Raw genomic sequence first — 26898 nt, forward strand, 5'->3', positions numbered from 1 at the left:
AAGCTTTACTCATGTAAATCAGGCAACATTTTTATGAATATAAAATTATTATTTTTAATTAGTATCGCTTTGTTTTCCAACCTAAGCATAGCCGCAGAAAACAGCACGATTCGTCTGGGCGTACTGGCATCCGGCACCTTGGGCTGGGAATTGGCAGCCATGCAAAACGAAGGATTACTGGACAATGCCGGCTTTAATTTGGAAACCGTTGCCATCACCAATCAACAAGCGGGCAAAGTGGCTTTACAGGCAGGCAGTGTCGACATGATCATCTCCGACTGGATCTGGGTATCCAGTATGCGTGCACACAACAATGATTATACGTTTTACCCTTATTCCGCCAGTGCCGGCGGACTTTTGGTGCCTGCTGATAGCAACATCAAAACCATTGCCGATCTACAAGGCAAAAAACTTGGCATTGCCGGCGGAGAGCTGGATAAAAACTGGTCGTTACTGCAAGCCTTGGCACAACAACAGCATATCGACCTGAATCAATCTGTCGAAAAAATCTATGGCGCGCCGCCTTTATTAAATCAACAACTGACCAGTCAGCGTATCGATGCTTTATTGACCTATTGGCATTTTGCCGCCCGTCTGGAAGCGCAAGGTTATCGGCAATTACTGAGTGGCGAAGACATCATCCGCCAATTGGGTATACAGGAAACCGTGCCTAGCCTGGGTTATGTGTTTAAACAAAGCTGGGGCGATCAGCATAAAGCAGCATTGCAACAATTTCTAACAGCTGCGCAAACGGCTAAAGATAAACTCTGCAGCTCTGATCAGGCCTGGGCAAAAATAGCCCCAATGACCGATACCAATGATGCTGCAACCCAACAGCAATTAAGAATCCGTTATTGCCAGGGTCGCGTCAAGCAATGGGGTAGTGCCGAACAAAAAGCTGCTGAAAAAATTTATCAGCTGTTACACCAATTAGGCGATAACAAACTCACCGGCAAAGCTACACAATTGCAACCCGGTACTTTTTGGTCTGCAGATTGATGCCATCCATTGGGCTTTATCGTAACAAGCTACTGGCGGCTTTATCGATAACTTTGCTGCTGGCGATCTGGCAAGGGTTGGCGTTGTTTTTACGCAGCCCAACCTTGCCCACACCTGCCATTGTAGCGGCAACATTCTGGCAGGCCACAATGTCCGGCGAGTTACCGTATCATCTTGGCGTGACTTTGCTGCGACTTATAATCAGCTTCAGCCTGGCCATGTTAATAGGCTGTGCCATCGGCATCATTCTAGGTAACAATAAAACCTTAGACGCTTTTTTTGACAATTGGCTGGTGATTTTTCTCAATATCCCGGCACTGGTCACCATCATCCTCTGTTACGTCTGGTTTGGCTTAGTGGAATCGGCAGCGATACTCGCCGTAGTGGTTAATAAGTTACCGAATGTGATTGTGACCATCCGTGAGGGTGCCAGAGCTTTAGATAAGGATTTGCTGGAAATGGCCCAGAGCTACCGCTTCAGCAAACGTAAAACCTTTTTGCATGTCATCTGGCCGCAACTGCATCCATTTGTGATGGCGGCTACCCGCTCCGGCCTAGCATTAATCTGGAAAATCATTTTAGTAGTGGAGTTATTAGGCCGCAGTAATGGCATGGGTTATCAATTGCATATTTTCTTTCAGCTATTCGATGTCGCCAGCCTGTTAGCTTATAGCTTTGCTTTTATAGCAGTAATTCAATTGATTGAGATACTGGTATTAAAACCCCTGGATAGAAAAACCCAACGGTGGCGGCGATGAGTGATATTCGGATTAACATCAGCAATAAAACTTATGTACTGGCGCACGATACCGAACAATTTCATCACGCGATTGCCGATCTGGACTTTACCGTGCATCCCCAACAGTTTGTCTGTTTAGTGGGGCCTTCAGGCTGCGGTAAAACTACCTTATTGAACATGATCGCCGGCCTGGATCCACATTTCGAAGGCCAGATCAACATAGGTCAAGCCACGCAATCACCGACGATTGGATATGTGTTTCAAAATCCAAGACTGTTGCCCTGGTTGACGGTACGGCAAAACATTGAAATCGTTTTTGATGATAAACCGCCGACTTCGTTAATCGACAATCTGCTCGACAACATGCAGCTGTTTGATGCTCAACATCAATATCCGGAACGGCTATCGCTAGGTATGCAACGCAGGGTATCTATTAGCCGCGCCTTTGCTATCAATCCGGATATACTTTTAATGGACGAACCGTTTGTGTCACTCGATGCACCGACCGCTCGGCAAGTTAGACGGCTGCTGTATTCACTGTGGCAAAAGCGTCCACATACGGTATTGTTTGTCACCCACGATTTACGTGAAGCTATTGCATTGGCTGATAGGTTGATTTTTCTTTCACCATCACCAATGCGCATCGTCAGCGACATTGAAGTTCCGATTGCGCGCGAACAGCGTACAGATGAAGGCTGTGTCGAAGCTTTTCGTGAGCAACTATTACAAAATCACCCTAAAATTAGCGAGCTGCTGTAAGGTGAAAATAGTTGTAACGGCTTGCGAAGTCGAGGAAAGCATCAAGAAGTCACGTTTCATTGGTCTCATCGCCCCCTGCCAAACTGAGCGTGACGGTTTGCTTTTTTTAAATGGCTTGCATGCACAACATCCCAATGCCAGCCATATTGTCTATGCTTACCGAATTCAGTCACCGAATGGCTTGATTTGTCGCTTTAACGATGCTGGCGAACCCAGTGGCACGGCCGGAAAACCTATTTTTCAACACTTGGAAGGCAAACAGTTAATCAATGTTGTGGTGGCAGTGATCCGCTATTTCGGCGGCGTCAAACTGGGCGCTGGTGGTTTAACGCGCGCTTATGGCAATATTACCAAGCAGGTTATCGAATCGGCAGACATCGTTGATTACATAGAAATGCTCAACTTACAGCTAACTTTAGATTACAACCAGTTGCAAATGCTGGAATATCAATTAAAAAAACTCGATGGCAGTATCCTGCATCAGGATTTTGCCGAGCAAGTCCAAAACCAAATCAAAATCCCCAAACACAACCTTGAAGCGTTAATGCTTATATTTCAATAACCTAGTATTTTACTAAACAATTATGACGTATTTATGACGATTTGTTTCATTAAAAGAAACAAATCATACATATATGACTATATTGTAAATGAAAAAATAGCCGTTATAGTTAAGCCATATTCTTTAAGTCGACTGAAATCAGTCTAGGGGCAGAAATGAGCAAATCTAAAAATTTGTATAAGGACGTACTAACAGGCATATTTTTTATCGTCGGTGTATTCGGCTTCATGTCAGGCGAGTTTATCCTCTCTACCCTGCTATTTGGCGCCGCCACCATCGCAAGCAATTTGGATTTTTCTAATTCGTTTAAAGCGTAAGTTTTGTTGTACCTCCCTCGTTGTACCCTAACAGTCCGCAAGCTCTGTTAACTCTACAACCCCTACTGTTAACAGTAGGGGTTTTTTTTGAGGTGCTAAAGCTTGTTTGGATTAGGTTTTCGGCGCTGCGCCACCTGATCTATCATCACTAAATTGCATTTTATGTAATCTGGCATAAGCGCCATCTCGTTTCAGCAATTCTTGATGTGTGCCTTGTTCGATAATCCGACCTTTGTCCATTACCAAAATCACATCCGCATTCTCGATAGTAGACAATCGGTGAGCGACGACTAATGTAGTACGTCCTTGCATCACCCTATTCAATGCGGCTTGAATATACCTCTCAGACTCGGTGTCCAAAGCCGAAGTAGCCTCATCCAAAATCAATATCGGTGCATCTTTAAGCAAAGCGCGTGCTAGCGCTAGTCGCTGACGCTGGCCACCGGACAACTTAACGCCATTCTCACCTATATCGGTCTCCAATCCTTGTGGCATTTTATTGATAAATTCCATGGCATAAGCATCAGTTGCAGCTTGCTCAATCTGACTTCGATCAGCATCTTGCAAGCCGCCGTAAGCAATATTATTGGCGATACTGGTATTAAACAAAGTGACATTTTGGTTTACTAGTGCAATCTGTCGTCTTAGACAATCTAGCTGATAGCGTTTTAGCTCAACACCATCAATCAGAATCTGGCCTTGATCGTAATCGTAAAAACGCGGCAACAGGTTAATCAATGAGCTTTTACCACCACCTGAGGCTCCCACTAAGGCTACTGTCTGACCAGGCTCTATAGTCAAATTAATATTATTTAAGGCTGGAGTTTCGCTACCAGCATAATTGAATGTTAAATCTTTAAACTCTATCCGGCCTTGACTACGTGGCGTTTGATAATCGCCGTTATCGACTTCCAGTGGCTCATCCAGCACTTCAAACAAGGTTTCAGCTGCCGCAAGACCACGCAATATCTCCGCATTAGCATCGCTTAATTGTCGTATCGGTTTTGGCAACAAAAATGCTGCGGTAAAAAATCCAACAAACTCGCCGGGAGATGAATTCTTCATGATTATCAATGCCAAATACATCATTCCTGCCAAGGCAAAAGAAATTAATAATTGCATTAATGGATTATTCAGAGAAACCGTCATGATCAACTTACGGTATTGTTTGCGGTTTTCCAGACTACAATCTTTAAATCGCCGCTGCTCATAGTCTTCGCCGCCAAAACTTTTAACGATCCGATTACCCGATACCATTTCCGAGGTGATATGAGTTAAATCGCCAACGGTATCTTGCATATTTCGACTCAAGCGTTTTAAGCGTTTACCGACGTACCGCACCATCAAGACCACAACAGGCGCAATTGCCAAAAACACCAAAGTCAGTTGCCAATTGGTGTAAACCAAATAGCCCAGTAAGCCAAGTGCAGTAAAGCCTTCACGAACGTAGGAACGCACTGAATCGGTGGTTGCTCGCGTTACCTCACCAATGTTATTGGTTATCCGCGAAATCATATAGCCACTATTATGACTATCGAAATATTGCACAGACAAGCGGGTATAATGATCGAAAATGGCGCAACGCAATTTATGAATCACGTTTCCAGATATTCGAGCCAAATAATAGTTACCTAAAAAAGCCCCGACTCCCCGCACTAAAAACAGCAGGATGAATAGGAACGGCAGATATTGAATATCCTTCCTATCTGGACTATTAAAGCTATCAATGATGCGCTGAATTATCATGACAACTGCGGGTTCAGTAGTGGCATAAACTGCAAAGCCAATGGCGCTCACCACAAACATACGCCAATAGGGCAGCACAAAACGCATTAAACGCTTATATACTTGGCTGTCAGTCATGCGTTTGTTTAGATTATTCTCCGTAATCAACACTTTTTACCTTTAAAATTAATCATTTGCTTTTATTCGTCCAACACTAAAATGCCAGCCACCAGAATTATTAATATACAGCCTAAACGCGTTTTGGTGATAACTCTGCGCTTTTTAGGCGATACATTGCTGACTACGCCGTTGATCAGTTCGCTCAAACTAGCCTATCCAGCGGCCACGTTAGATGTGCTAACTTTCAAGACGAATGCTGCCATGCTGGAAGGCAATCCAGACATCAACCAGATCATTACCTTAAACGGTAAACCTAATTTCATTACATTTAGCAAACTATTGTTTAGTTTGTTTCGACGTTACGATCTAGCCATTTCAACTCAAGCAGGTGACAGGCCCATCTTATGCGCCATCATGGCAGGCAAAATTAGCCTGGGTTTTGTACCCGAAGAGCCGGGTAAAGCTTGGTGGAAAAAATGGTTACTGAATGATTGGCTGATATTTAAAACAGACTACGATCATGCGGTACTGGAAAATTTGCGCTTTTGTAAGCCCCTTGCAATTAAACCTTGCTATAAACTAACTCCGCCGCAATCGAAAATGCCTGTGGCTCAATTACCCTCAAAACCTTATGCAGTTCTACATATTATGCCGCAGTGGCGTTATAAGGAATGGCATCGTGAAGGCTGGCGACAATTGATTGAATTTTTAAGTCAACGAGGCTTGCACATTGTATTTACCGGCAGTGGTCAGGCAAACGAACTGCAATATTTAGCTGAAATGCAACAACAACTAGCTATATCCAGCACAAATCTGGCCGGACAATTGTCTCTCGCAAAATTAACCGAGTTAATTTGCAATGCCGTATTATTTGTTGGCCCAGATACCGGTATTACACATTTGGCCGCGGCCACCGGCACACTAACATTCGCTATATTTGGCCCCACAGACCCTAAAAAGTGGGCGCCTTGGCCATCTAATTACGCTGCCGACACATCACCCTTTTCATCACTTGGAACAAAGCAAGTTGGTAATGTGTATTTGATTCAGGGCCAAACTGAGAAAAACTGCCTGCCCTGCCAACAGGAAGGTTGCGAAAGACGTCGAAACAGTTATAGTTCTTGTCTGGATCATCTACCGGCTACGCTGGTCATCGATATCATCCGCCAACTTATGCCTTAAGGCGATTGACAAGAAAAATATACCCGAATGACGCTGGAATTCTTATATAAAAATCTTACAGATGCACATATTAAAAAACACTAACTCCCTACAGAGTAGAGCCTTTTCTTTAGGTGAAAAAGCCGTGCCTTTTTTCATTATCGCCATTCATTTCTCTACAGCTGCGACATTAGTATTATCAATTTTTATTGCCTTGTTATGGCTTGCATCAGGTCAGATTAAGTATACGATACTAATAGCCAGGCAAGCCCCCATGATACTTTTTGCCTTGCTGCTATTGGCATATATGTTATTTAGCATCAGCTACTCGCTGGCTCCTTATCCTGAAGCTTTCGCCACTTTATCAAAATATCGCAAGTTACTGCTATTGTTGGTTTTAATTCCATTTCTAAATACTGATCATCAACGAAAACGGTGTGAAAACTTTTTACTAGCCGCATTGATAACAAGCCTGATTATTGCTTTTGCGGGATTTTTCGACTTATTACCCTCGGACTTAAGCGAACTTCTACTCAAAAATCACATTACCCACAGCCTATTCATGGCGTTTTTAGGCTTTTTTTGCATACATCAACTTTACGGTAATAAAAGCTACAGATTACTTTGGGCCAGTGTATTAATTTTGGTTGTTGTAAATCTATTTATTGTTGCAGACGGTAGAACAGGTCAATTAGCTTTCCTGCTATTATCAGCGCTATTTTTTCTACAAGTTTTCAGCTTTAGAACAGCCCTTATATTTGGCGTTACCACCATTGCCGCTTTTACACTGTTCTTACTTTTCTCGCCCTATGCCGAACGACTTCATGAAGGGATTGACCAATCAATTAGTTTTTATCATAACGACCCAAGTGTAGGTGATACCTCAATGGGGTTACGGTTAACTTGGTGGAATAGCACGCTAACCATCATCCAACAATCGCCTTGGTTAGGTGACGGCATAGGAGGTCTACCTTATAAGTTTCATGAGATTTTTCCTAATCTTTCACAAATGGTTAACCCCCACAATGAATATTTACTGATAACCGCCCAACTCGGCTTACTTGGCTTATTTATGTTCTTGGCATTTCTAGCCTCAATTCTGAGACATGCAACCCACTTAGCGCAAACACAGCGTTGGCTACTGCAAGGAATATGGCTAAGTTTTGTTGCAAGCTGTTTTTTCAACTCATCCCTTTTAGATCACACGGAAGGGCATTGGTTTATAACCTTAATCGCCCTGTACTCTGCACCACTAATAACTTCTAAAGCATGCTTAGCGTCATCATCATCACCAAAAATGAATCCCAACATATAGCACGTTGCCTGGCATCGGTGGCATGGGCGGATGAAATCATTGTCTTGGATTCTGGCAGTACGGATGATACCGTCGCTATCTGTAAACAATTCACCGATCAAATATTTGTTACTGATTGGCCAGGCTTTGGCCCACAAAAACAGCGTGCGCTAGAAAAAGCCCAGTATGAATGGGTATTATCGCTTGATGCTGATGAGATTATAAACGATGAATTAAAAGCAGAAATACAACAGGCCATGCTGGAAAGCACTCATATTCAAGGATTTGAAATCCCCAGACTATCTAGCTATTGTGGTCGACAAATCAAACATGGCGGCTGGTGGCCTGATTATGTGCTGCGATTATTTCAGCGTGAATCTGGGCATTTTACTGATGATATCGTCCACGAACGTATTGTAGTGACTGGCAAGATTGATCGCTTAGATAACCCAATACTGCATGAAGCCTTCGTTGACCCTAACGAAGTGCTGCATAAGATCAACAGCTATTCCTCACTTGGCGCGCAAAAACTGTTAACTCAAGGTAAAAAGTCTAATCTGGGTTTGGCTATTATTAAAGGGCTTTGGACCTTTATACGCACTTATTTCCTCAAAGCAGCCATCTTAGATGGCGCTGAAGGCTTGATGTTGGCAATATCCAACGCTGAAGGCAGTTATTACAAGTATTTAAAATTGCGTAATCTGCATTGCAAGCAAAAAAATGATTAGGTTAATATCGATCATCATCACTACTTATAATTGGCCAGAGGCTCTAGCCGCTTGCTTGGACAGTTTGCAGGATCAGCATGATCAAGGCTTTGAAATTATTATTGCCGATGATGGCTCCACGCCTGAGACGCAGCAATTAGTCGCAAATTTTAAGCAAGTCAGCCAAATACATGTCTTGCATATCTATCAAGAAGACCGTGGCTTTAGAGCCGGCACAATTCGCAATAAGGCAGTGGCTGCCTGTCGCGGCGATTATTTATTATTTATGGATAGTGATTGTGTCGCTTTCCCAAATTTTATCGATCGCCATCGCAAACTGGCAGAAACCGGCTATTTTATCCCTGGTAACAGGCTGTTATTAAGTGAAAGCTATACCAAAAAAGTGTTGCAGCAAAAAATACCGCTGCATAAGCAATCAGTCGGTTTTTTCCTGACTCAATGGTTGCAACGACACGTTAATCGCTTGCTGCCGTTACTATATATACCTGTCAACCATTGGCGTTATCGTCATCCGCAGCGCTGGCAAAAAGCCATGACCTGCAATCTGGCAGTATGGAAGCAGGACTTTTTTGCTGTGAACGGTTTCGACGAAATCTTTGAAGGTTGGGGCTACGAAGACTCAGATTTGATAATCCGATTAATTCATAACGGCATCAAACGCAAAGAAGGCCGCTTTGCGGTGCCGGTTATTCACCTTTGGCATCGCCAAAACGATAGAAGCCAACATGATGAAAATTATCAGCGTCTACTGAATCGTCTCAACGATACAGCTTTAATTTGTGCCCAACAGGGTATCGACCAATATATTTAGGGTCTACTCAGTAAATCTGCATTCATAAAATACAACGCCAGCACTTTTAGAATGAACTACTTGCAACGTTAAGTTAGTTTTTTAGAAATCAACTACCGGCTAGCACTTGAACTATAAGCACTTTTGATGGCCTTTGCTAGCTCATGCACAGCCATCGCATAATGGGTGCTGTGGTTATAACGGGTAATAACGTAGAAATTAGGATAGCCCAATAAATACTCATCATTACTATTGTGTCTCAGCCATATTAGACGCAAAGGATCATCACAATGACAATCAATGGCAGGCAATAAGCCAGCTTTTTGTAGGCTATTGATAGAATACAAATTATCCAGTCCTGGCTCCATATTACTGGCTGCAGAAAGATTTCCACGTAACGGCGAAACTACCGGCTTTCCGGGTTGCCAGCCATGTTGAGAAAAATAATTCGCTACACTGCCGATACTATCTTCCGGATCCCAAAGATCTCGATGGCCATCAGCGTTAAAATCCACCGCCCATTCTAAAAAACTGCTGGGCATAAACTGTCCTAAACCCATGGCACCAGCAAATGAACCTACTGGTTTTGCTGGGTTTATATGTTCGCTACGCGACATTAGCAGAAAGTTTTCCAGTTCGCCGCGAAAATATTCGCCGCGCCGCTGATAATCAAAAGATAACGTGGTCAATGCATCAATCACCCTATGACTGCCGACATAGCTGCCAAACGTGGTTTCAACCGCCATTATGCCAAGGATGTATTCTGCCGGCACACCATACTGCTTACTGGCACGCTGCAAAGCCAATCGATGTTCACGCCAAAAACTAACACCACTATTGATATGTCTGCTATCCAGAAACTTGGCTCGATAGCGAGACCAACTGCCTTGGCTAGGTTTAGATTTTAAACTTTTATCGGACTTCGCCAGATAGTCCAATGTCCATTGCTTACGCTTGGCTTGCGAAAACAGGCCGTTGAGATAGGCGCGGTCAAACCCATGTTTTTGTACCATCTCATCGATAAACCGATTCACAGATTGATAACCGGCATAATCTCCGGAAACACTATTGGCATGATAGCCACCAACGCTAGTTTGCGCATGAATAGTTGGCGCTGTCTTTTTGGGCTGACTAGGGGCGGCTTGTATAGTCGGAGTGCTGCTGCCTTGAGTACTTGCTAGAGGTTTTTCGGCTTGATTGGCACAACCGCCAAACATTAATAATGCTAAGCCTAAGCTGAGGCGTTGTGAAATATGGGCTAAAAAAATCATGGACATAATTTGTTATTTATCGGTAAAGGCTACCGTTATTTTCTTCGGTTTCCGTTAATTTTAGGTCGTCATCATCAAAATTGGCATTTTCTGCACCCAGCTTGATCATCAATCTGACCTCGTTTCTGGAATCTGCAGAATTCAATGCATCTTCATAACTAATTCTACCGGCAGTATACAAATCGTATAGTGCCTGATCGAAAGTCTGCATGCCGTTTTCGCGCGAATTTTTCATCAGTTCTTTTAGTTTATGCACTTCGCCTTTGCGAATCAAATCCGATACCAACGGGGTATTTAGCAAAATTTCAATGGCGGGGTAACGACCCTTGCCATCGGCGCGTTTGACCAGTTGCTGAGCAACGATGCCGCGTAAATTTAGCGATAAATCCATGAAAATTTGCCCATGCATCTCTTCCGGGAAAAAATGCAGAATTCGATCGAGTGCCTGATTGGCATTGTTCGCATGCAGGGTACATAAACACAAATGCCCGGTTTCGGAAAAGGTAATGGCATGCTGCATGGTTTCCCTGGTTCTGACCTCACCGATAAGAATTACATCCGGTGCTTGCCGTAAGGTGTTTTTCAGAGCCACTTCGTAGGACTCGGTATCCAGCCCGACTTCACGTTGGGTGATGATGCAACCTTTATGCGGATGCACAAACTCAATCGGATCTTCAATGGTAATAATATGGCCGTTACTGTTTTCGTTACGATGCCGAATCAATGCGGCTAGCGAAGTTGATTTACCGGTACCGGTTGCCCCCACAAACAACACCAGGCCGCGTTTGTACATAATGAGTTCTTTCAAAGTCGGCGGCAAATGCAGTTCTTCTGAAGAGGGGATGTTGGTTTCGATCCGACGTAACACCATGCCGGCCGCATCACGCTGAGTAAAAACGCTGACCCGGAAACGACCTAAGCCATCCACACCCATAGCAAACTGACATTCCTTGGTGTGTTCAAATTCGTCCTTCTGCCGCTGCTCCATGATACTTAGGACGATTTTCAGGGCTTGATCTTTGCTGAGGATATTTTTCGATACGTCTACCACTTTACCGTCAATCTTCATACAAGGCGGTTTGCCAGCGGTGATAAATAAATCCGAAGCCTTTTTTTCCACCATCAAGGCTAACAATGCTTTGAAATCCATAGGGCCTCCTGAATTAACGGAACAGGTCTTTGTTGACAGCTTTTACCATGGCGGCTTTGGCAGTAATCAGGCCTTTGTCGACTAATTCCTTGAGATTTTGATCCAGTGTCTGCATGCCATCTTTACGTCCGGTTTGAATGGCCGAATACATTTGCGCCACTTTGGCTTCACGAATCAGATTGCGAATCGCCGCAGTGCCGACCATGATCTCATGCGCAGCAATCCGACCGCCGCCCACTTTTTTCAATAAGGTTTGCGAAATAACCGCCTGCAACGATTCGGACAACATGGAGCGTATCATGTCTTTTTCCGCCGCCGGGAATACATCGATAATACGGTCTATGGTCTTGGCGGCCGAGGTCGTATGCAACGTACCAAATACCAAGTGACCGGTTTCGGCTGCGGTTAAAGCCAGACGTATGGTTTCCAGATCGCGCATCTCACCGACCAGAATAATGTCCGGGTCTTCCCGTAGTGCCGAACGCAAGGCTTCGGTAAAACCCAAAGTATCGCGGTGAACCTCACGCTGATTAATCAAGGATTTTTGACTTTCGTGTACAAATTCGATCGGATCTTCAACGGTCAGAATATGCGAGTAATCATTAGAGTTGATATGATTGATCATTGCCGCCAAAGTGGTTGATTTACCGGAGCCGGTTGGGCCGGTAACCAGAATCAAGCCGCGCGGTTTGTTACAAACTTCTTCAAAGAATTTAGGTGCGCCCAGCTCTTCCAGTGTCAGAACTTTGGAAGGAATGGTCCGAAATACAGCACCCGCACCTCTATCCTGATTGAATGCATTAACCCTGAAACGCGCCACACCGGGTAAAGCGAAGGAAAAGTCTGTTTCCAGAAACTCTTCGAAATCGCGGCGCTGCTTGTCGTTCATGATGTCATAAATCAGCGCATGGACTTCTTTATGCTCCAAAGCCGGAATATTTATGCGACGAATATCGCCATCAACCCGAATCATAGGCGGTAATCCCGCAGAAAGATGTAAATCTGAAGCTTTGTTTTTAACTGAAAAGGTCAATAATTCGGCGATATCCATAGTCGAGTCTCAGCAATGATGAAATGATATGAGCAAGAATAGTACAAATTGATCATCAAATCGCTCGTGATCGATAAGGTTTAACCTGTAAGCTTGATCGATAGTCAAATCAGTGTTGCTCGTCACGTTCCGCGCAATGAATACACAGATTGGCATAAGGTAATGCCGCCAGACGTTCTTTTTTGATCGACGCCCCACACCTCAGACAAGTGCCGTAGGTGCCGGCATCGATTCTGGAGATGGCTTGCCTGATTTTATCCCCCTCACCCCGAGCGGCATTGCCCAGTGCATCCAGCACTTCGTCATTTTCATTTTCGGTCGCCTGTTCGGAACAATCCTGCTCCAACGGTCTATCTAAATGTCTGACATCGTCGGTAATTTTCCCCAATCTATCATCCAGTTCTTCCAGCATGTTCAGTAAATTTCCACGCACTTCTTGGTAGTCTTTCATTATTATTCTCCGCAGCCTAAGCTGCTATGGGTGGCTCAGAATTAGCCTCGGTGTTATCTTCTTATACAACTAAGTGGCAGTCCGTGCAACGGCAACAATAAAGCAGAAGCGTTCTCCAGATCAGCACGCTATACTGAGATCATCATCCATTATGCGGAGTAAGGCATGAATAAAATACGCGTCGTAAACCCAGTCGTAGAAATTGATGGTGATGAAATGACCCGAATTATCTGGCACTTCATCAAAGACCAATTGATACTGCCTTATCTGGATTTAAGCATTGAGTATTTTGACCTAAGCATCGAGCACCGCGACGCTACAGATGATCAGGTCACAATAGACGCTGCCTATGCCATCAAAAAACATGGGGTTGGCATAAAATGCGCCACGATCACGCCAGATGAGGATAGGGTTGCCGAATTTAATTTAAAAAAAATGTACAAATCGCCCAATGGCACCATTCGTAATATCCTGGATGGCACTGTGTTCCGCGAACCTATCATTTGCCAAAATGTGCCACGTTTGGTGCCAAACTGGACGCAGCCCATTTGTATAGGTCGGCATGCTTTTGGTGATCAATACCGCGCTACAGATTTTGTTACCAAAGGAAAAGGCAAATTGCGTATCAGCTTTACCCCGGACGATGGCAGCGAAGAACAAGCGTTTGAGGTCTATCACTTTGCAGGCGATGGTGTGGCGATGGCGATGTATAACACTGACGAATCCATCGCCGGTTTTGCTCGCAGCTGTTTTAACGTAGCGCTTGATCGTGGCTGGCCGTTATATTTATCCACCAAAAACACTATCCTGAAAAAATACGATGGCCGCTTCAAGGATATTTTCGAGGCCATTTACCAAACCGAATACAAAGATCAATTTCTCGCCAAAGGGATTGTTTACGAACATAAACTGATAGACGATATGGTGGCTTCGGCCTTGAAATGGAATGGCGCTTTTGTTTGGGCTTGTAAAAACTACGATGGTGACGTGCAATCAGACACCGTCGCGCAAGGTTTCGGTTCACTGGGTTTGATGACATCCACGCTGGTGACGCCGGATGGCAAAATCATGGAAGCAGAAGCAGCACACGGCACAGTCACTCGACACTATCGCCTGCATCAGCAGGGCAAAAAAACCTCTACCAATCCGATTGCATCCATTTTCGCTTGGACGCGGGGCTTGGCGTTTCGCGGAAAGCTGGATGGTAATGACGATTTGATCCAATTCTGCGAAACGCTGGAACAAGTCTGTGTCGACACAGTGGAAGCCGGTAAAATGACTAAAGATCTGGCTTTATGCATCTACGGCGATGATTTAAACGACTCACATTATTTGACTACCGAGGATTTTTTGGAAGCCTTGCGCAGCAATTTGGAGCAACGATTGGTGTCGTGAAAGCGGCTCCGCGTTCCTGTGTGTTTTTAATCACCGATGTCTTTCTTGATTAGGCAATTGAAATTGGATAACTTTTAAATCCTCATGAAAAACCAATCCGCCATCATCATTGTCGCTTTGGTCGTTGCGGGAATTGCTTATTTTGTCAGTCGTGGCCCGGAACCAGTCTCGGTGGCCGCCTACACCGTAGCGAAAGGTGAAGTACAAACCACGGTTGCCAATACCCGAGTCGGCACTGTCAAAGCTTGCCGGCGGGCTTATTTAGCGCCGGCAACAGGCGGACAGGTTGCGGCTTTGTATGTCACCGAAGGTGACAAAGTCAAGCAAGGCCAATTGCTGCTAGAAGTGTGGAATCAGGATTTAAAAGCTCAAGTTGCCTTGCAAAAGTCACAGATCAAAGCCAGCCGAGCCAGCGCCGATCAGGCTTGCCAGCTAGCGGGTGGTGCTGAGCGTGAGGCTGCCCGCTTGTCGCGCCTACAACAAAACAAGCAAATTGTTTCGATAGAACAGGTCGACAAGTCTGTCACCGGAAGCAAAGCACAACGTGCAGCTTGTCGAGCTGCATTGCAAGCGATTGAAGTTGCAGAAGCTCAGGTCACTGTTGCGGATACGGCCGTACGACGCACTCTGATATTGGCGCCGTTTGACGGTACGGTGGCTGAAGTAAACGCCGAACTGGGCGAATTTGTCACCCCATCGCCACCAGGCATTCCCACTCTGCCGCCTATCGATTTACTGGATATCAGTTGTTTGACAGTCTCTGCACCGATTGATGAAGTGGATGCCGCAAGCATTAAGACTGGTATGCCTGCCGGGGTATCACTGGATGCATTTCCGGATAAACGCTACTCGGGCATAGTCACCCGGGTAGCGCCCTATGTATTGGAAAAAGAAAAACAGGCACGCACAGTTGAAGTAGAAGTCACCCTGAAAGACCCGAAAGATCTGGCAGAATTAATGCCGGGTTACAGTGCCGATGTTGAAGTGTTGCTGGCCAACAAGGATCAGGCCTTGCGATTACCGGCCGAAGCCATTTTGGATAATAACCGGGTTTTATTGATCGATAATGACCATGTATTGCACGAAAAAAACTTCCAGCCTGGCTTATCTAATTGGACCTATACCGAAGTATTATCAGGATTAAAAGCAGGCGATCGAGTGGTCATGTCGGTAGGTAAAGAGGGCGTGATTGATGGGGCCAAGGTTATTATCAAACCATGATGCATTTGACTGATATTCACCGCTATTTTCAAGTTGGCGACCAGACGGTGCATGCTTTGAATGGCGTTAATCTGTCGGTAGAGTCTGGAGAATATGTCTCAGTGATGGGGCCTTCCGGTTCCGGAAAGTCTACTTTGTTGAATATAATTGCCTTGCTGGATCAGCCGACTTCCGGCAATTATATTTTAAATGGCAACGATGTCACCCGACAAACGGATGATGAGCTGGCAAAAATTCGTCGAGACAATATCGGCTTTGTATTTCAGTTTTTTCATTTGATTCCAAGATTGACCGCAGCTGAAAACATTGAAATGCCGATGATATTAGCCGGGGTCGATAATAAAGAACGTAAGCAGAAAGTACAACAGGCTTTAGCTTCGGTAAACTTGCTCGACCGTGGCGAACACAAACCCAACCAGCTGTCTGGGGGTCAGTTGCAACGCATTGCCATCGCCCGAGCCATGATTATGCAACCAGCCATTTTGCTGGCAGACGAACCGACCGGCAATTTGGACAGTAAGGCGGGCATGGAAATCATCGATTTATTGGAAAAACTCAATCAACAAGGCGTCACCTTGATGATTATCACTCATGACAACAACATCGGTGAGCGGGCAAAACGGCGTATTCGTATAGTAGATGGCGCTATTGAGATTTGATGGAAGGAACGATGGATAAAATTGGTTTTGCCGTTTGGCGTTTGTTTAACCAAATTTGTTTGGCTTCCATTTGCATATTACTGCATAAACCACAGCTTGTATCGGTTGAGCTCCGACGCTCCTCAGCCGATATTTCACACCCACAACGCGAACAATAAAGATGCTTTTTGACTTTTTTCATTTGGCCTCCGATGCGAAAGGCCGATAGATTAAGCATAAATTCTGACTAATTCTGTCGATTTGTTGGCATATATGCTTTTAGGTTAACTGGTCAACTGACCCGCCAGACCGCAAAAACCGCAATACAAAACATCAATGAGCTTGGTAGCACGGCCATTAGCATGGGATTAATCTCATAGACCAATCCAAGATGGCCGGTTATTTGGTCTACGATGTTAAAGCCCATACCAATCAACACGCCCATCATGATGCGCCCTCCGGTACTGATACCTCGACCAATGCCAATCACAAAAGGTGCAGAAACCATCAACATCACAAATGTCACAAATGGATTAACCAGCCTACCCCAGAATGCCAACTCATAATTTTGTGATTTTTGATTATTTTTTTTCAAAAAGTCGATGTACATGAATAAATCATAAAGCGACATATTATCTGAGTTAACCACGGCGACTTTTAACAAATCGGAATCAATTGAAGATTGCCATGACATTTCAGGTAGATTGTCGGCATTGATCTGTTTCGGCGTAACAAAAGTTTGTTTGACGTTGTTCAATTGCCATTTTTTATCACCGAGAAAAGTGGCATGCTCGGCTTGAGTTATCCGATCGAGTCTGTGTTGCTCATCAATTTCATAAACCCGAATGTCGCCTAAAGAGCCGTCATCGTCGACCTTGCGTACATTGATAAACCGATTGCCTTCCCGTAACCACATGCCGTATTGAGAACGCATGACTACGCCATTATTCTGCGCCGTATTTTTTAATATTTGTGCCGCACGTTCACTGGCCGGAGCGACAAACTCACCGACAAAAACCGCCACTATCACCAACACCAAACCTGCCAACATGATGCTGCGGATAATCCAGGCGGTGGATAATCCAGCCGCACGTATGGCAACGATTTCGCGGTTATTAGCCATTGCTCCGACCACAAACAAACTGCCCAGCAAAGCCGCAGAAGGCACCAGGTCATAAAAAACCCGCGGCGAGGTCAAAGCGACATACATCAGAATTTGTTTCAGACCATAATTGCCATTACCCAAATCCTTTAATTCATCACTAAAGGTAAACAGATTAAACAACGTCAACAACAAAAGTACCGCTAACAGAGAGCCTTTGGTGACCTCTTTAACAATGTATAAAGTCAGAACATTCACTACGACACCTTGCCAGTCAGTTTAAGTAGCAACCATTTCCAGTTGTATAAGCGTATCAGCATCAAAAAACCTATCGCAGCCAATATGGCTTCCACCCAAAAATAACCCAACCAACTGGGAACGATACCACTGATGACCCAGCTATGATTAACACGCTGTAAATTGGCATAACTAAAATATATGCCAAATGCGATCAACACGCTGCCATAAACCCCGCCACGAGGTGAAGACTTTGCCAATGGCACGGCCAAAAAGGCCAGCAATAAAACGCCCATTGGTGCATTCAGTCTGTCCTGCATTAAAGCAATCTCGTTTATCGTGGTGGATTTCCAGATTTTTTCGGTGGGTAATGCTTCCAGACGAGGCATAAAGGCAACGGCTTTTTTCTCTACCAAGACGGCATATTCTTTAAAAGTTTCGATGGTAAAGTCTTTCTGGCCAGGAATACCTTGCACACGCTCGCCCTGCTCCAGGATAAGATACAAACCGCCTGGCAAGAATTCCATACGACCATAATCGGCATTTACCACCCCAAGCTTTTCGCCTTGCTTGTTTTGTACAAACACATTGTGCATTTTGCCGAACTGATCAACCTTTTCGGTATAAAAAATCAATTCGCCACTACTGTATTCACTGAAACGGCCTGCCGAAATACCACGCACATCAGCATTTTCCTCATCTTGGTGCATAAGTTTTTCGGTTTGCGCTTCCGCCCAGGGTGAGGCGATCATGGACAAGCCGGCGGCACAAATGCTTAAAGGCACGACCAGCCAGAATACAGCCCGATAGATGGTGAATACGCCACCACCTGCAGAGGCAATGGCAGCCATTTCCTGTTCGCGATGCATGCGGCCCAATATCATCAAAACCGCCATAAACAGCGCAGCGGGTAAAAAAGTCGTAGCGGCAATCACAATTTTTAGCCCTAGCAGACTAAGCACCGTCTCAGTAGCGATATTGCCCTCAATGGCCTGAGCTAGAATTTTGATGAATTTTCGGCTGACAATAATCACCACTAACACAGTCAGCACCGAAAAAACGGTCTTAAACAGGTCTTTGATTATCATCTTGTCCAATACCGTAAATAGCCTGAAAGGCTTACCGGCGCTGGGTAGGGGTTTATCAATGCTCAACAACGTTCTCCAAGTATTGAACGACTTTTGTCAAATTTTCTAGGCTGACTCGCTTAAGCCCGGCCTCATGTTTACCTGCGCTGTCATGTATAATTGGGGAAAAGCCCGGCTCCGGGAACCCTCACTTTACGATACTTACAGACACTGCCATGGACTATTCTATAGAAAGCGTAACCTTAGACAAACTACAAAGCGACTGTCTTGTGGTCGGAATTTACGAAAATCAACAATTAAGCCCGGCTGCAACCCATCTGGATGGGCTTTTAGATGGTTTGATTAACAAACTGATTACACGAGGCGACATCAAAGGTAAAAATGCCGAAACTCTGTTAATCAATAATCTACCGAATAGCAGTATTGAAAGAGTAGTGTTGGTTGGCTTAGGTAAGCGCGGCTCACTCAGCCTTAAACAATTTCGTAAAGCTATAGCGGCAGTCACCAAGGTATTAAAAGACAGTAAAGTCGTTAATGTCAGTTGCGCCTTGCTCGATCTAGAAATCGAAAAAGCCGACGCCCAATGGCTGGCACGTCAAATCGTCGAAGTGGTCAATGATGGCTTATATCAATACACCACCACCAAACAATGTGACGATAAAACCCCATTGCAAAGCTTGAATATCATCGTCAATGATACCAACAAACAGCTAGCAGAAACCGGTTTACAACAAGGTATCGCAATTGCCCAAGGTATGGCATTGGCCAAGCAATTGGCTGATTTGCCCGGTAACATTTGCACCCCCACTTATCTGGCTGAACAGGCACTGGTTTTAGCCGGTCAGCACGAAAATTTAACCTGCGAAATCCTTGAAGAAACCGATATGGAAGCCTTAGGAATGGGTGCTTTTCTGTCGGTATCACGCGGTAGTCGTCAGCCGGCCAAATTAATTTGTCTGGAATATAAAGGCACCGATACACATACCAAACCAATAGTCTTGGTCGGCAAAGGTCTGACTTTCGATGCTGGCGGCATTTCCCTGAAACCCGGCGCCGGCATGGACGAAATGAAATACGATATGTGCGGTGGTGCCAGCGTTTTGGGGATATTACGTGCCGCCAGCCTGTTGAATCTTAATCTGAATATTGTCGGCCTGATTCCATCCTCGGAAAACCTGCCGGATGGCGCGGCCAACAAACCGGGTGACATCCTCACCAGCATGGCAGGCAAAACCATAGAAGTGTTAAATACCGACGCCGAAGGCCGTTTAATTCTGTGCGACACACTGACCTATGCCAAAAAGTATGAGCCGGAAGTCGTTATCGATATGGCTACCTTAACCGGCGCCTGCATCGTGGCCTTAGGTCGTGTACCCAGCGGTTTGTTTGCTAACGACGACAAGCTTTGCGATGATTTGCTAGATGCCAGCGAAACCGCTTGCGATTTGTTGTGGCGGATGCCAATTTGGGAAGAATATCAAGAACAACTCAAATCCAACTTCGCCGATTTAGCCAATATTGGCGGTCCGGACGGCGGCAGCATTACCGCTGCGGTGTTTTTGTCCAAATTTACCGAAAAATATCGCTGGGCACATATCGATATCGCCGGCACTGCCTGGCGCACAGGTGCTGCCAAAGGCGCAACAGGGCGGCCAGTCGCTTTATTGAGCCAATATCTGATTAACCGTGCAGCATCCTGAAGTTATCTTTTATATCCTGGCCTCCAGCTCACAGCATGAGCGCCAGGACTTTGCCTGCAAATTGATTGAAAAGATTTATCGTAGCGGCCAGTTTTGTTATCTATTAACCGATAACGACGAACAGGCCAACGAAATCGATAAACTACTATGGACTTTTCGTGCCGGTAGTTTTGTACCCCACCAGCTTTATCAAGGCTTGCCGCCTGCGCTTCAAAATACCATCCTGATTGGCGGCAGCGATATTCCAACAGCTTGGCAGAAAGTCATCGTCAACCTATCCACACATTTTCCTGCCACCAGCCAACCTACAGAACGCATCCTGGAAATTCTGGATAACAGTGAAGCCAGCAAACAGGCCGGACGGCAACGTTATCGACATTATCAGCAAGCCGGATTGGAAATTACCACCCATAAAAATGAAGCAGGCGTTTGGCTGGAAACTAAGTCACACTCCTGACTCTGTTTCTTGCTTGATAGCATTTTTTAGCGCTGCAGCTTTCTTTTGAAGCAAAAATCTTGGCGCGCAACATTTTCTAGCGTCACAAAATAAACTCTGACAGACATTACCTTAAGCCAATAATAAGCAATCGCCGATAATCTATTTCATAGATTTTACATCGCTCTAAATCGAGTGATATCTTGCAAAAATAGGTTTTATGACAGTCAGATTATTCAGTTTTGAGGGCATTAAGATGCATAACAAAAGGTTTTTTTTTCTAGTGCTGACTGCTTTGGTCTTGCTCAGTTCGACTAATGTTTATGCAGATCGTTATCATCGTGGAGGCGGCGGATATTATGGTCGTGGTGGTCATTACGGCTATAACCGTGGCCCCAATTTTGGCTTTTACTTCGGTGCACCCTTCTATTCCCGGCCTTACTACGCCTACCCTTATCAACCTTATTACCCATACTATCCACCGGCAATTGTTACAGTTCCTGTGAATCCTCCTGTTTATATCGAGCGCAGTCAACCTCAACCTGCGCAGCCACTTTCGCCAGGCTTTTGGTATTACTGTAGCGATCCGGAAGGCTATTATCCTTACGTACAAGAGTGCCCGAATGGCTGGCGTCAAGTTGACCCCATTCCACCACAATAAAGGAAGATACCGTATGAAACAGAAGATTAGATTTATCGGGTTGGCTGCGATGGTTTTTCTGTCAGGATGCGCACAAATGCCAACAGGTCCAAGTGTGATGGTGCTGCCGGGTTCGAGAATGACATTTGATCAATTTCGACAAGATGATTACCTTTGTCAACAATTTGCCTCCGGACAAGTCGGTGGTTCTAATGCCAATCAGGCAGCGGCAGTCAGTGGAGTTGGTAGCGCTGTGGTGGGAACCGCAATTGGGGCTGCTGCCGGGGCTGCTTTCGGCGGCGGTAGCGGTGCCGCTATTGGCTCTGGAGCCGGATTGGTGGCCGGAAGTGCGGTCGGTATGAGCAAAGGCAGTAGCGCGGCCACAGCGACCCAGGAAGGCTATGATAATGCCTATATTCAATGCATGTATGCCAAAGGCCATCGTGTACCGGTTTCAGGGCAGTTGCTGAATGAAAATCAACAATCCACCCCAAGACCCGCCGCTCAGATTCCACCGCCACCACCCGGCTCTCCACCCCCTCCGCCGTTAAAGTAAAGACAGAAGCACGTTATTAGGCCTATGTCGGACTAAACAAATGTGGAAAAAACTTTAGCCCGCGTAGGGCGTATTAGCGATAGCGTAATACGCCGAATGATTTAAAGCCAACATGCGGCGCAATACGGCTACGCCTATTGACGCCCTACGGCCTTACGATAGGAGTGTAGTTTCTTTAGGTCAAATTGAAACGCTTGTTATGTTTGCATCCAATCACTTTTTACCTCGTACTTTCTAACAATGAGGACAGGCGGAACGAAGTCGTGTAATTGTAAAACTAGAGTGACTTCCAGCTCATGTGGATGCTCTGGGTCAGCGAACTCAAAATCAAGTACCCCTTCTTGCGTTAATTGTTCGGCATCAATTACATATATGAAGCCATCTTCGGTGTTCCCGGTTGTTGCGAAATACGTTGCTATAGCTTCAGAACTAGATGTTGAGATGGTACGAGGGACATAAGGACTGCCGTCTATCTGCTGAGCTCTGGCCGCATTTGCCTCGCTATAGCCATGGGAAAACTTACCGTCATGTCTAATTTTCCCATCATACTTAGCTGCCACCTTAGACGTTGATCCCTTTGGGCGAATCACCCCTTGGTTGTCGGCGTCCATTGTCTTGTTTACGCCGTGATAGAGCAGCCTAACCATGGTAATAACCTAAGATAGAGTTAATCGGCGCTACGCGGGTTTATTACGTAGCGTCCAGCCCGTGTAGGGCGTATTAGCGATAGCGTAATACGCCGAATGATTTTTAAAGCCAACATGCGGCGCAATACGGCTACGCCTATTGACGCCCTACGATTGCACCTTACGGCCTTGCTTTGAGATAAGGGGACTTAGATTTTTCTGTCATGTGATTGTCTCTCCGTGTACATTTAACGCTCCGCACAACCCGGCTGAGCCGCATTGCGGCGAAGGTCGGAGTTAATGCGGCTGTTATGCATTTACAGTCCAACGACTCGATTCCAATCAGCTATGTACATATACATTCTTTGAAATTCACTCGGTAATAACATTCTATTATGGGCTATAAAATTACGTGACTTTTCCAACTCATCCATTCTTTGCTTTAGCCAGTGCTGCGAAGGAATTATCGATTCAAAATGCTCCCACTTAGTAAGAATCAACTGGGCCAAGTGACCAAAATCTAAAAAGCCAAGTAAATCTGTTTTTTCGCCCTCTAACCAGGAATCCTTTATAGCCGTTTGTTGTCTATTTTCGGCATGTTGTCGAATTTTCTGGGGTAACTTATCTAACCAGTCAACGCCTTCTGATTCTGTTAATGTTTCTCTAATAAAGTCCCTTACATGGTTTTCAAACGCGAACAATACCGAATATAGACGAGCCATTTCTAACGACTTATTTCTAATTCCTACTGGAAAAGGAGCTAAGGCTTCTGCCAGAAGCTGTTGCTCTGTTTCCGTTTGGTCTGCCCCAATCTTTATCCCAGCTTTTTGAAACTCAGAAGCCTCTGCTTCAAACAACAAACCACGAAACAAGAAATCTCGTAAATCTTTGTGTTTCAATACAAATGCTCCTTAAGAGATTTAAAAATTGCGTTATAAACCTCTACATCTTTGGTGGCGGGTAAGTGAATTTGGATATTGTAATGCAGGCCCGTTCCTAGATGACTAATTTGTGGTGCAACAGGATTTTGAATTTCGGATTCAGCAGCTTCTTCCTGTTTTTCGGACCCATCGCTAGTTGCCGCTAATTGGCCATTTAAATCAGCTAAGGCCAATAAGGCAAAGAAAGTGCTCGTCATGTGTTTTGCAACTGTATCGCTGACGTTGTGATAACTCTTAAACTTTCCCTCTATCGTCGATTTGTCCGCTTGCGTTGGATTTTCCTTAATAAGGAAAATATCTGAATAAGCTTCCTTTAGTCCTTCCCCCATGACGAGCTTAGATTTCGAATGATCCCGATAGTCAGAGTATCTTTGTGTAGGCTTCCCATCAGACGAAAGAAATCCCAAAGCCTTCATAATTGCTATATAAGGCCTATGATTATTTGACTTAAACCCCAAATCTTTAAGGAGCTGATTTGTAAACAAAGGGGGAGCCTGGCCGTCACGAATTTTACTGAAAAATTCCTCCAACTTTCCGTATGCTTGAGTATATGAACTACTTAAAGCCAATTTGTTAACTCCTTCAATTATGGTGAAGACTACTTGGATGCATAACAAGTGATTATACATTTCCGTATATCATCCCTTTTCTGACGATATACGGAAAGCAAGTCAGGAAAATATTCTCAAAAATCAAACATCCAGATTCGCCACATCCAGCGCATTCTTCACAATAAAATCGCGGCGAGGTTCAACCACGTCGCCCATTAGGGTGGTGAAGATTTCATCGGCGCCGACAGCGTCTTTGATGGTCACTTTTAGCAAGCGGCGGCTGTTGGCGTCCAGGGTGGTTTCCCACAACTGTTCCGGGTTCATCTCTCCCAGACCTTTGTAGCGCTGAATATGCTGGCCTTTTTTGACTTCCTTCATCATCCATTCGAATGCCTGTTTGAAAGTGCTAACCGATTGCTCGCGTTCGCCCATCTTCATCAAGGAATTAACACCAAACAGGCTTAAGGTTTGTTCGGCAAAGTGGGCAATTTTTTGGTAATCCTTGCCGGTAAAAAAGGTGGCGTGCAAGACAAAGGTTTTGGTGATGCCGTGCAGGCGTTTATTGACGGTGACATCGAAATCATCGCTGTCTTGATATTTCAATTCGGTGCTGAATACCGCTTTGTGATCACCCGTATTCAGGTTGGTTTCCAGCAGTTTAATCCAGGCATTCAATTTATCCTTATCGGCTTTGGTTTCGTCATTCAAAGGTGGCAGATAAGTCATCTGTTCCAGAAACAAATCATCATAACGTCTGGATAAACGATTAATAATCCCCATTACCTCAGCAAATTCAGTGGCTAGTTTTTCCAAACCCTGACCCTGAATCAATGGGGTATCGATGTCTGTTTGCAGTTGGGCTTTATCCAGCGCCAATTGAATCAAATATTGGTTCAACGCACTGTCGTCTTTGACGTAATGTTCCTGCTTACCTTTTTTGACTTTGTACAACGGCGGCTGGGCGATGTAGATATGTCCACGCTCCACCAACTCCGGCAGTTGACGATAGAAGAAGGTCAGCAGCAAGGTGCGGATGTGTGAACCGTCGACGTCAGCATCGGTCATGATGATGATGCGGTGATAACGCAGCTTGTCGATGTTGTATTCATCTTTACCAATCCCGCAACCTAAGGCAGTGATCAGGGTACCGACCTCTTCGGATGAGATCATTTTATCGAAACGGGCTTTTTCCACGTTTAAGATTTTACCTTTCAAAGGCAGAATGGCTTGCGTGCGGCGATCACGACCCTGTTTTGCAGAGCCGCCCGCCGAGTCCCCTTCCACAATAAACAATTCTGATAGGGCGGGATCTTTTTCCTGACAATCCGCCAATTTCCCAGGCAGGCCGGCAATATCCAGAGTGGTTTTGCGGCGGGTCATTTCTCTAGCCTTACGCGCTGCATCGCGCGCGCGGGCCGCATCGATAATTTTATTGACGATAGATTTGGCGACTTGCGGCTGCTCCAGTAAAAATTCCTGCAGCTTTTCGTTCATGGTCGATTCCACCAGCGGTTTTACTTCTGACGATACCAACTTGTCTTTGGTTTGCGAGGAGAATTTTGGATCAGGCACTTTGACCGATAACACGGCGGTCAAGCCTTCACGAGCATCGTCACCCGTAGTAGCTACTTTTTCCTTTTTGGCCAAGCCGTTGCTTTCAATGTATTGATTGATAGTGCGGGTTAATGCCGCTCTAAAACCGGCCAAATGGGTGCCGCCATCGCGCTGTGGGATATTGTTGGTGTAACAGAATACGTTTTCCTGATAGGAATCGTTCCACTGCATTGCCACTTCCACGACCACCCCTTCCTTCTCGGCTTGAAAGTGAAATACTTTTTCGAACAACGGGGTTTTGTTTTTATTCAGATGCTGTACGAAAGCACTGATGCCGCCTTCAAACTCAAAGACATCTTCTTTGCCGGTTCGCTCGTCTCGTAAAGATATCCGCACACCGGAATTAAGAAACGACAGCTCGCGCAGTCGCTTGGCTAGAATTTCGTAATGAAATTCGATATGGGTAAAAATGGTTGGGCTCGGTTTAAAGTTGATATAAGTTCCACTGCCTTCGGCGTCACCCACGATCGCCATAGGCGCTACTGGCTCACCGAGCATATATTTTTGCATGTAGAGCTTGCCGTTCTTGCGTACTTTTAGGATTAACTCTTCCGATAATGCATTAACCACCGATACCCCGACACCATGCAAGCCACCTGAGACTTTATAGGCGTTGTCGTCGAATTTACCGCCAGCGTGCAACACGGTCATAATCACTTCTGCAGCAGAGCGGCCTTCCTCTTTATGAATATCAACTGGAATCCCGCGACCGTCATCGTAAACCGATATCGAGCCGTTTTCATGAATCACCACATCGACACCTTTGCAATAACCTGCCAAGGCTTCATCAATGGAGTTGTCGACAACCTCGAACACCATGTGATGTAGACCGGAACCATCGTCTGTATCGCCTATGTACATGCCTGGACGTTTTCTGACAGCATCCAGTCCTTTAAGTACTGTGATATTCGAACTATCGTATTGCTCACTCATGGTTTTGTATTCCAGTTTTGGTGTTGTACAACAATGCTGTATCAGCTTCTGTCTATCAAACAAAAGAGCTAGAAGATACCTGCTTGATGTGTGTTTTTATTGT

28 protein-coding genes are annotated in these 26898 nt (G+C 45.1%); 16 read left to right on the forward strand and 12 right to left on the reverse strand.

Translation table 11 applies throughout. The features are described from left to right. The first annotated feature begins 33 nt into the window (after positions 1–33). From A1359_RS10945 to A1359_RS22785, 5 genes are all read left to right on the forward strand, one after another. Positions 34–999: an ABC transporter substrate-binding protein gene (locus tag A1359_RS10945; RefSeq protein ID WP_066982335.1), complete on the forward strand. Its 966-nt coding sequence runs from the start codon at positions 34–36 to the stop codon at positions 997–999. After that, positions 999–1757: an ABC transporter permease gene (locus A1359_RS10950; RefSeq protein ID WP_066982337.1), complete on the forward strand. Its 759-nt coding sequence runs from the start codon at positions 999–1001 to the stop codon at positions 1755–1757. Before A1359_RS10945 ends, A1359_RS10950 begins: the two co-directional genes overlap by 1 nt. Continuing rightward, a complete protein-coding gene (locus A1359_RS10955) occupies positions 1754–2497 on the forward strand; it encodes an ABC transporter ATP-binding protein (protein ID WP_066982342.1) in 744 nt (247 codons plus the stop codon). The genes A1359_RS10950 and A1359_RS10955 overlap by 4 nt, the downstream gene beginning before the upstream one ends. 1 nt (position 2498) lies before the next feature. Continuing rightward, positions 2499–3059 (forward strand): YigZ family protein, encoded by a 561-nt coding sequence (locus tag A1359_RS10960; protein ID WP_066982345.1) that lies wholly within the window; start codon positions 2499–2501, stop codon positions 3057–3059. Between the two features lie 155 nt (positions 3060–3214). Further along, entirely contained in the window at positions 3215–3376 is a 162-nt protein-coding gene (locus A1359_RS22785; protein WP_198159326.1) for a hypothetical protein, read from the forward strand. Between the two features lie 111 nt (positions 3377–3487). Here the strand turns inward: A1359_RS22785 and msbA are convergent, their stop codons facing one another. Next, positions 3488–5239, reverse strand: a complete 1752-nt coding sequence (gene msbA, locus A1359_RS10965) for a lipid A export permease/ATP-binding protein MsbA (RefSeq protein WP_066982349.1) — start codon at positions 5237–5239, stop codon at positions 3488–3490. 81 nt (positions 5240–5320) lie between these two features. Between msbA and A1359_RS10970 the strand changes: the two genes are divergently transcribed. The 4 genes from A1359_RS10970 to A1359_RS10985 all read left to right on the forward strand — a co-directional run bounded on the left by A1359_RS10970 (position 5321) and on the right by A1359_RS10985 (position 9215). Continuing rightward, positions 5321–6403 carry a glycosyltransferase family 9 protein gene (locus tag A1359_RS10970; RefSeq protein WP_066982351.1) on the forward strand — a complete coding sequence of 361 codons (1083 nt, stop codon included), beginning with the start codon at positions 5321–5323 and terminating at the stop codon, positions 6401–6403. A gap of 124 nt (positions 6404–6527) precedes the next feature. After that, on the forward strand, positions 6528–7697 hold the full coding sequence (locus A1359_RS10975; protein WP_198159327.1) for an O-antigen ligase family protein: 1170 nt from the start codon (positions 6528–6530) through the stop codon (positions 7695–7697). Beyond that, entirely contained in the window at positions 7652–8404 is a 753-nt protein-coding gene (locus A1359_RS10980; RefSeq protein WP_066982359.1) for a glycosyltransferase family 2 protein, read from the forward strand. The genes A1359_RS10975 and A1359_RS10980 overlap by 46 nt, the downstream gene beginning before the upstream one ends. Next, entirely contained in the window at positions 8397–9215 is an 819-nt protein-coding gene (locus A1359_RS10985; RefSeq protein WP_066982362.1) for a glycosyltransferase family 2 protein, read from the forward strand. Before A1359_RS10980 ends, A1359_RS10985 begins: the two co-directional genes overlap by 8 nt. A 92-nt stretch (positions 9216–9307) precedes the next feature. On the opposite strand, the gene mltB is transcribed toward A1359_RS10985, so the two are convergent. The 4 genes from mltB to A1359_RS11005 form a co-directional block, all read right to left on the reverse strand. After that, entirely contained in the window at positions 9308–10471 is a 1164-nt protein-coding gene (gene mltB, locus A1359_RS10990) for a lytic murein transglycosylase B (RefSeq protein ID WP_408606544.1), read from the reverse strand. Between the two features lie 10 nt (positions 10472–10481). Then, a complete protein-coding gene (locus tag A1359_RS10995) occupies positions 10482–11615 on the reverse strand; it encodes a PilT/PilU family type 4a pilus ATPase (RefSeq protein WP_066982367.1) in 1134 nt (377 codons plus the stop codon). Positions 11616–11628: 13 nt separating this feature from the next. Next, positions 11629–12666 (reverse strand): type IV pilus twitching motility protein PilT, encoded by a 1038-nt coding sequence (locus A1359_RS11000; RefSeq protein WP_066982370.1) that lies wholly within the window; start codon positions 12664–12666, stop codon positions 11629–11631. Positions 12667–12775: 109 nt separating this feature from the next. Continuing rightward, the gene (locus tag A1359_RS11005; RefSeq protein ID WP_066982373.1) at positions 12776–13117 is read right to left on the reverse strand and encodes a TraR/DksA family transcriptional regulator; all 342 of its coding nucleotides are present in this window, start codon (positions 13115–13117) and stop codon (positions 12776–12778) included. Positions 13118–13282: 165 nt separating this feature from the next. Between A1359_RS11005 and A1359_RS11010 the strand changes: the two genes are divergently transcribed. From A1359_RS11010 to A1359_RS11020, 3 genes are all read left to right on the forward strand, one after another. Then, complete coding sequence (locus A1359_RS11010) at positions 13283–14512, forward strand: NADP-dependent isocitrate dehydrogenase (protein WP_066982376.1); 1230 nt, start codon at positions 13283–13285, stop codon at positions 14510–14512. 84 nt (positions 14513–14596) lie between these two features. Beyond that, positions 14597–15733: an efflux RND transporter periplasmic adaptor subunit gene (locus A1359_RS11015; RefSeq protein WP_066982379.1), complete on the forward strand. Its 1137-nt coding sequence runs from the start codon at positions 14597–14599 to the stop codon at positions 15731–15733. Continuing rightward, a complete protein-coding gene (locus A1359_RS11020; RefSeq protein ID WP_066982382.1) occupies positions 15730–16392 on the forward strand; it encodes an ABC transporter ATP-binding protein in 663 nt (220 codons plus the stop codon). Before A1359_RS11015 ends, A1359_RS11020 begins: the two co-directional genes overlap by 4 nt. On the opposite strand, the gene A1359_RS22455 is transcribed toward A1359_RS11020, so the two are convergent. From A1359_RS22455 to lptF, 3 genes are all read right to left on the reverse strand, one after another. Then, positions 16379–16573 (reverse strand): hypothetical protein, encoded by a 195-nt coding sequence (locus A1359_RS22455; RefSeq protein WP_157200531.1) that lies wholly within the window; start codon positions 16571–16573, stop codon positions 16379–16381. The genes A1359_RS11020 and A1359_RS22455 overlap by 14 nt on opposite strands. Positions 16574–16663: 90 nt before the next feature. After that, positions 16664–17731, reverse strand: coding sequence for an LPS export ABC transporter permease LptG (lptG, locus tag A1359_RS11025; RefSeq protein WP_066982385.1), 1068 nt, complete (start codon positions 17729–17731; stop codon positions 16664–16666). Continuing rightward, positions 17731–18864, reverse strand: coding sequence for an LPS export ABC transporter permease LptF (gene lptF, locus A1359_RS11030; protein ID WP_066982388.1), 1134 nt, complete (start codon positions 18862–18864; stop codon positions 17731–17733). Before lptF ends, lptG begins: the two co-directional genes overlap by 1 nt. A gap of 149 nt (positions 18865–19013) precedes the next feature. Between lptF and A1359_RS11035 the strand changes: the two genes are divergently transcribed. From A1359_RS11035 to A1359_RS11050, 4 genes are all read left to right on the forward strand, one after another. Further along, a complete protein-coding gene (locus A1359_RS11035) occupies positions 19014–20498 on the forward strand; it encodes a leucyl aminopeptidase (protein WP_066982391.1) in 1485 nt (494 codons plus the stop codon). Then, a complete protein-coding gene (locus A1359_RS11040; RefSeq protein WP_066982394.1) occupies positions 20485–20955 on the forward strand; it encodes a DNA polymerase III subunit chi in 471 nt (156 codons plus the stop codon). The genes A1359_RS11035 and A1359_RS11040 overlap by 14 nt, the downstream gene beginning before the upstream one ends. A 235-nt stretch (positions 20956–21190) precedes the next feature. Beyond that, positions 21191–21595, forward strand: coding sequence for a hypothetical protein (locus A1359_RS11045; RefSeq protein ID WP_066982467.1), 405 nt, complete (start codon positions 21191–21193; stop codon positions 21593–21595). Between the two features lie 13 nt (positions 21596–21608). Continuing rightward, positions 21609–22130, forward strand: coding sequence for a glycine zipper family protein (locus A1359_RS11050; RefSeq protein ID WP_066982396.1), 522 nt, complete (start codon positions 21609–21611; stop codon positions 22128–22130). A 197-nt stretch (positions 22131–22327) separates the two neighbouring features. On the opposite strand, the gene A1359_RS11055 is transcribed toward A1359_RS11050, so the two are convergent. The 4 genes from A1359_RS11055 to gyrB all read right to left on the reverse strand — a co-directional run bounded on the left by A1359_RS11055 (position 22328) and on the right by gyrB (position 26795). Further along, a complete protein-coding gene (locus tag A1359_RS11055) occupies positions 22328–22777 on the reverse strand; it encodes a hypothetical protein (protein ID WP_066982399.1) in 450 nt (149 codons plus the stop codon). Between the two features lie 296 nt (positions 22778–23073). Next, positions 23074–23655, reverse strand: coding sequence for a Swt1 family HEPN domain-containing protein (locus A1359_RS11060; protein ID WP_198159329.1), 582 nt, complete (start codon positions 23653–23655; stop codon positions 23074–23076). After that, positions 23652–24266 (reverse strand): DUF5343 domain-containing protein, encoded by a 615-nt coding sequence (locus A1359_RS11065; protein WP_157200533.1) that lies wholly within the window; start codon positions 24264–24266, stop codon positions 23652–23654. The genes A1359_RS11060 and A1359_RS11065 overlap by 4 nt, the downstream gene beginning before the upstream one ends. Before the next feature lie 123 nt (positions 24267–24389). Then, positions 24390–26795 (reverse strand): DNA topoisomerase (ATP-hydrolyzing) subunit B, encoded by a 2406-nt coding sequence (gene gyrB, locus A1359_RS11070; protein ID WP_066982405.1) that lies wholly within the window; start codon positions 26793–26795, stop codon positions 24390–24392. Between the last annotated feature and the right edge of the window lie 103 nt (positions 26796–26898).

The sequence above is a fragment of the Methylomonas lenta genome, assembly GCF_001644015.1.
Classification (GTDB): domain Bacteria; phylum Pseudomonadota; class Gammaproteobacteria; order Methylococcales; family Methylomonadaceae; genus Methylomonas; species Methylomonas lenta.

Coding starts and splice junctions, on each gene's coding strand:
- A1359_RS10945 (WP_066982335.1), top strand. CDS start 34: ATGAATATAAAATTATTATTTTTAATTAGTATCGCTTTGTTTTCCAAC.
- A1359_RS10950 (WP_066982337.1), top strand. CDS start 999: ATGCCATCCATTGGGCTTTATCGTAACAAGCTACTGGCGGCTTTATCG.
- A1359_RS10955 (WP_066982342.1), top strand. CDS start 1,754: ATGAGTGATATTCGGATTAACATCAGCAATAAAACTTATGTACTGGCG.
- A1359_RS22785 (WP_198159326.1), top strand. CDS start 3,215: ATGAGCAAATCTAAAAATTTGTATAAGGACGTACTAACAGGCATATTT.
- msbA (WP_066982349.1), bottom strand. CDS start 5,239: ATGACTGACAGCCAAGTATATAAGCGTTTAATGCGTTTTGTGCTGCCC.
- A1359_RS10970 (WP_066982351.1), top strand. CDS start 5,321: ATGCCAGCCACCAGAATTATTAATATACAGCCTAAACGCGTTTTGGTG.
- A1359_RS10980 (WP_066982359.1), top strand. CDS start 7,652: ATGCTTAGCGTCATCATCATCACCAAAAATGAATCCCAACATATAGCA.
- A1359_RS10985 (WP_066982362.1), top strand. CDS start 8,397: ATGATTAGGTTAATATCGATCATCATCACTACTTATAATTGGCCAGAG.
- mltB (WP_408606544.1), bottom strand. CDS start 10,471: ATGTCCATGATTTTTTTAGCCCATATTTCACAACGCCTCAGCTTAGGC.
- A1359_RS10995 (WP_066982367.1), bottom strand. CDS start 11,615: ATGGATTTCAAAGCATTGTTAGCCTTGATGGTGGAAAAAAAGGCTTCG.
- A1359_RS11000 (WP_066982370.1), bottom strand. CDS start 12,666: ATGGATATCGCCGAATTATTGACCTTTTCAGTTAAAAACAAAGCTTCA.
- A1359_RS11005 (WP_066982373.1), bottom strand. CDS start 13,117: ATGAAAGACTACCAAGAAGTGCGTGGAAATTTACTGAACATGCTGGAA.
- A1359_RS11010 (WP_066982376.1), top strand. CDS start 13,283: ATGAATAAAATACGCGTCGTAAACCCAGTCGTAGAAATTGATGGTGAT.
- A1359_RS11015 (WP_066982379.1), top strand. CDS start 14,597: ATGAAAAACCAATCCGCCATCATCATTGTCGCTTTGGTCGTTGCGGGA.
- A1359_RS11020 (WP_066982382.1), top strand. CDS start 15,730: ATGATGCATTTGACTGATATTCACCGCTATTTTCAAGTTGGCGACCAG.
- A1359_RS22455 (WP_157200531.1), bottom strand. CDS start 16,573: ATGAAAAAAGTCAAAAAGCATCTTTATTGTTCGCGTTGTGGGTGTGAA.
- A1359_RS11035 (WP_066982391.1), top strand. CDS start 19,014: ATGGACTATTCTATAGAAAGCGTAACCTTAGACAAACTACAAAGCGAC.
- A1359_RS11045 (WP_066982467.1), top strand. CDS start 21,191: ATGCATAACAAAAGGTTTTTTTTTCTAGTGCTGACTGCTTTGGTCTTG.
- A1359_RS11050 (WP_066982396.1), top strand. CDS start 21,609: ATGAAACAGAAGATTAGATTTATCGGGTTGGCTGCGATGGTTTTTCTG.
- A1359_RS11055 (WP_066982399.1), bottom strand. CDS start 22,777: ATGGTTAGGCTGCTCTATCACGGCGTAAACAAGACAATGGACGCCGAC.
- gyrB (WP_066982405.1), bottom strand. CDS start 26,795: ATGAGTGAGCAATACGATAGTTCGAATATCACAGTACTTAAAGGACTG.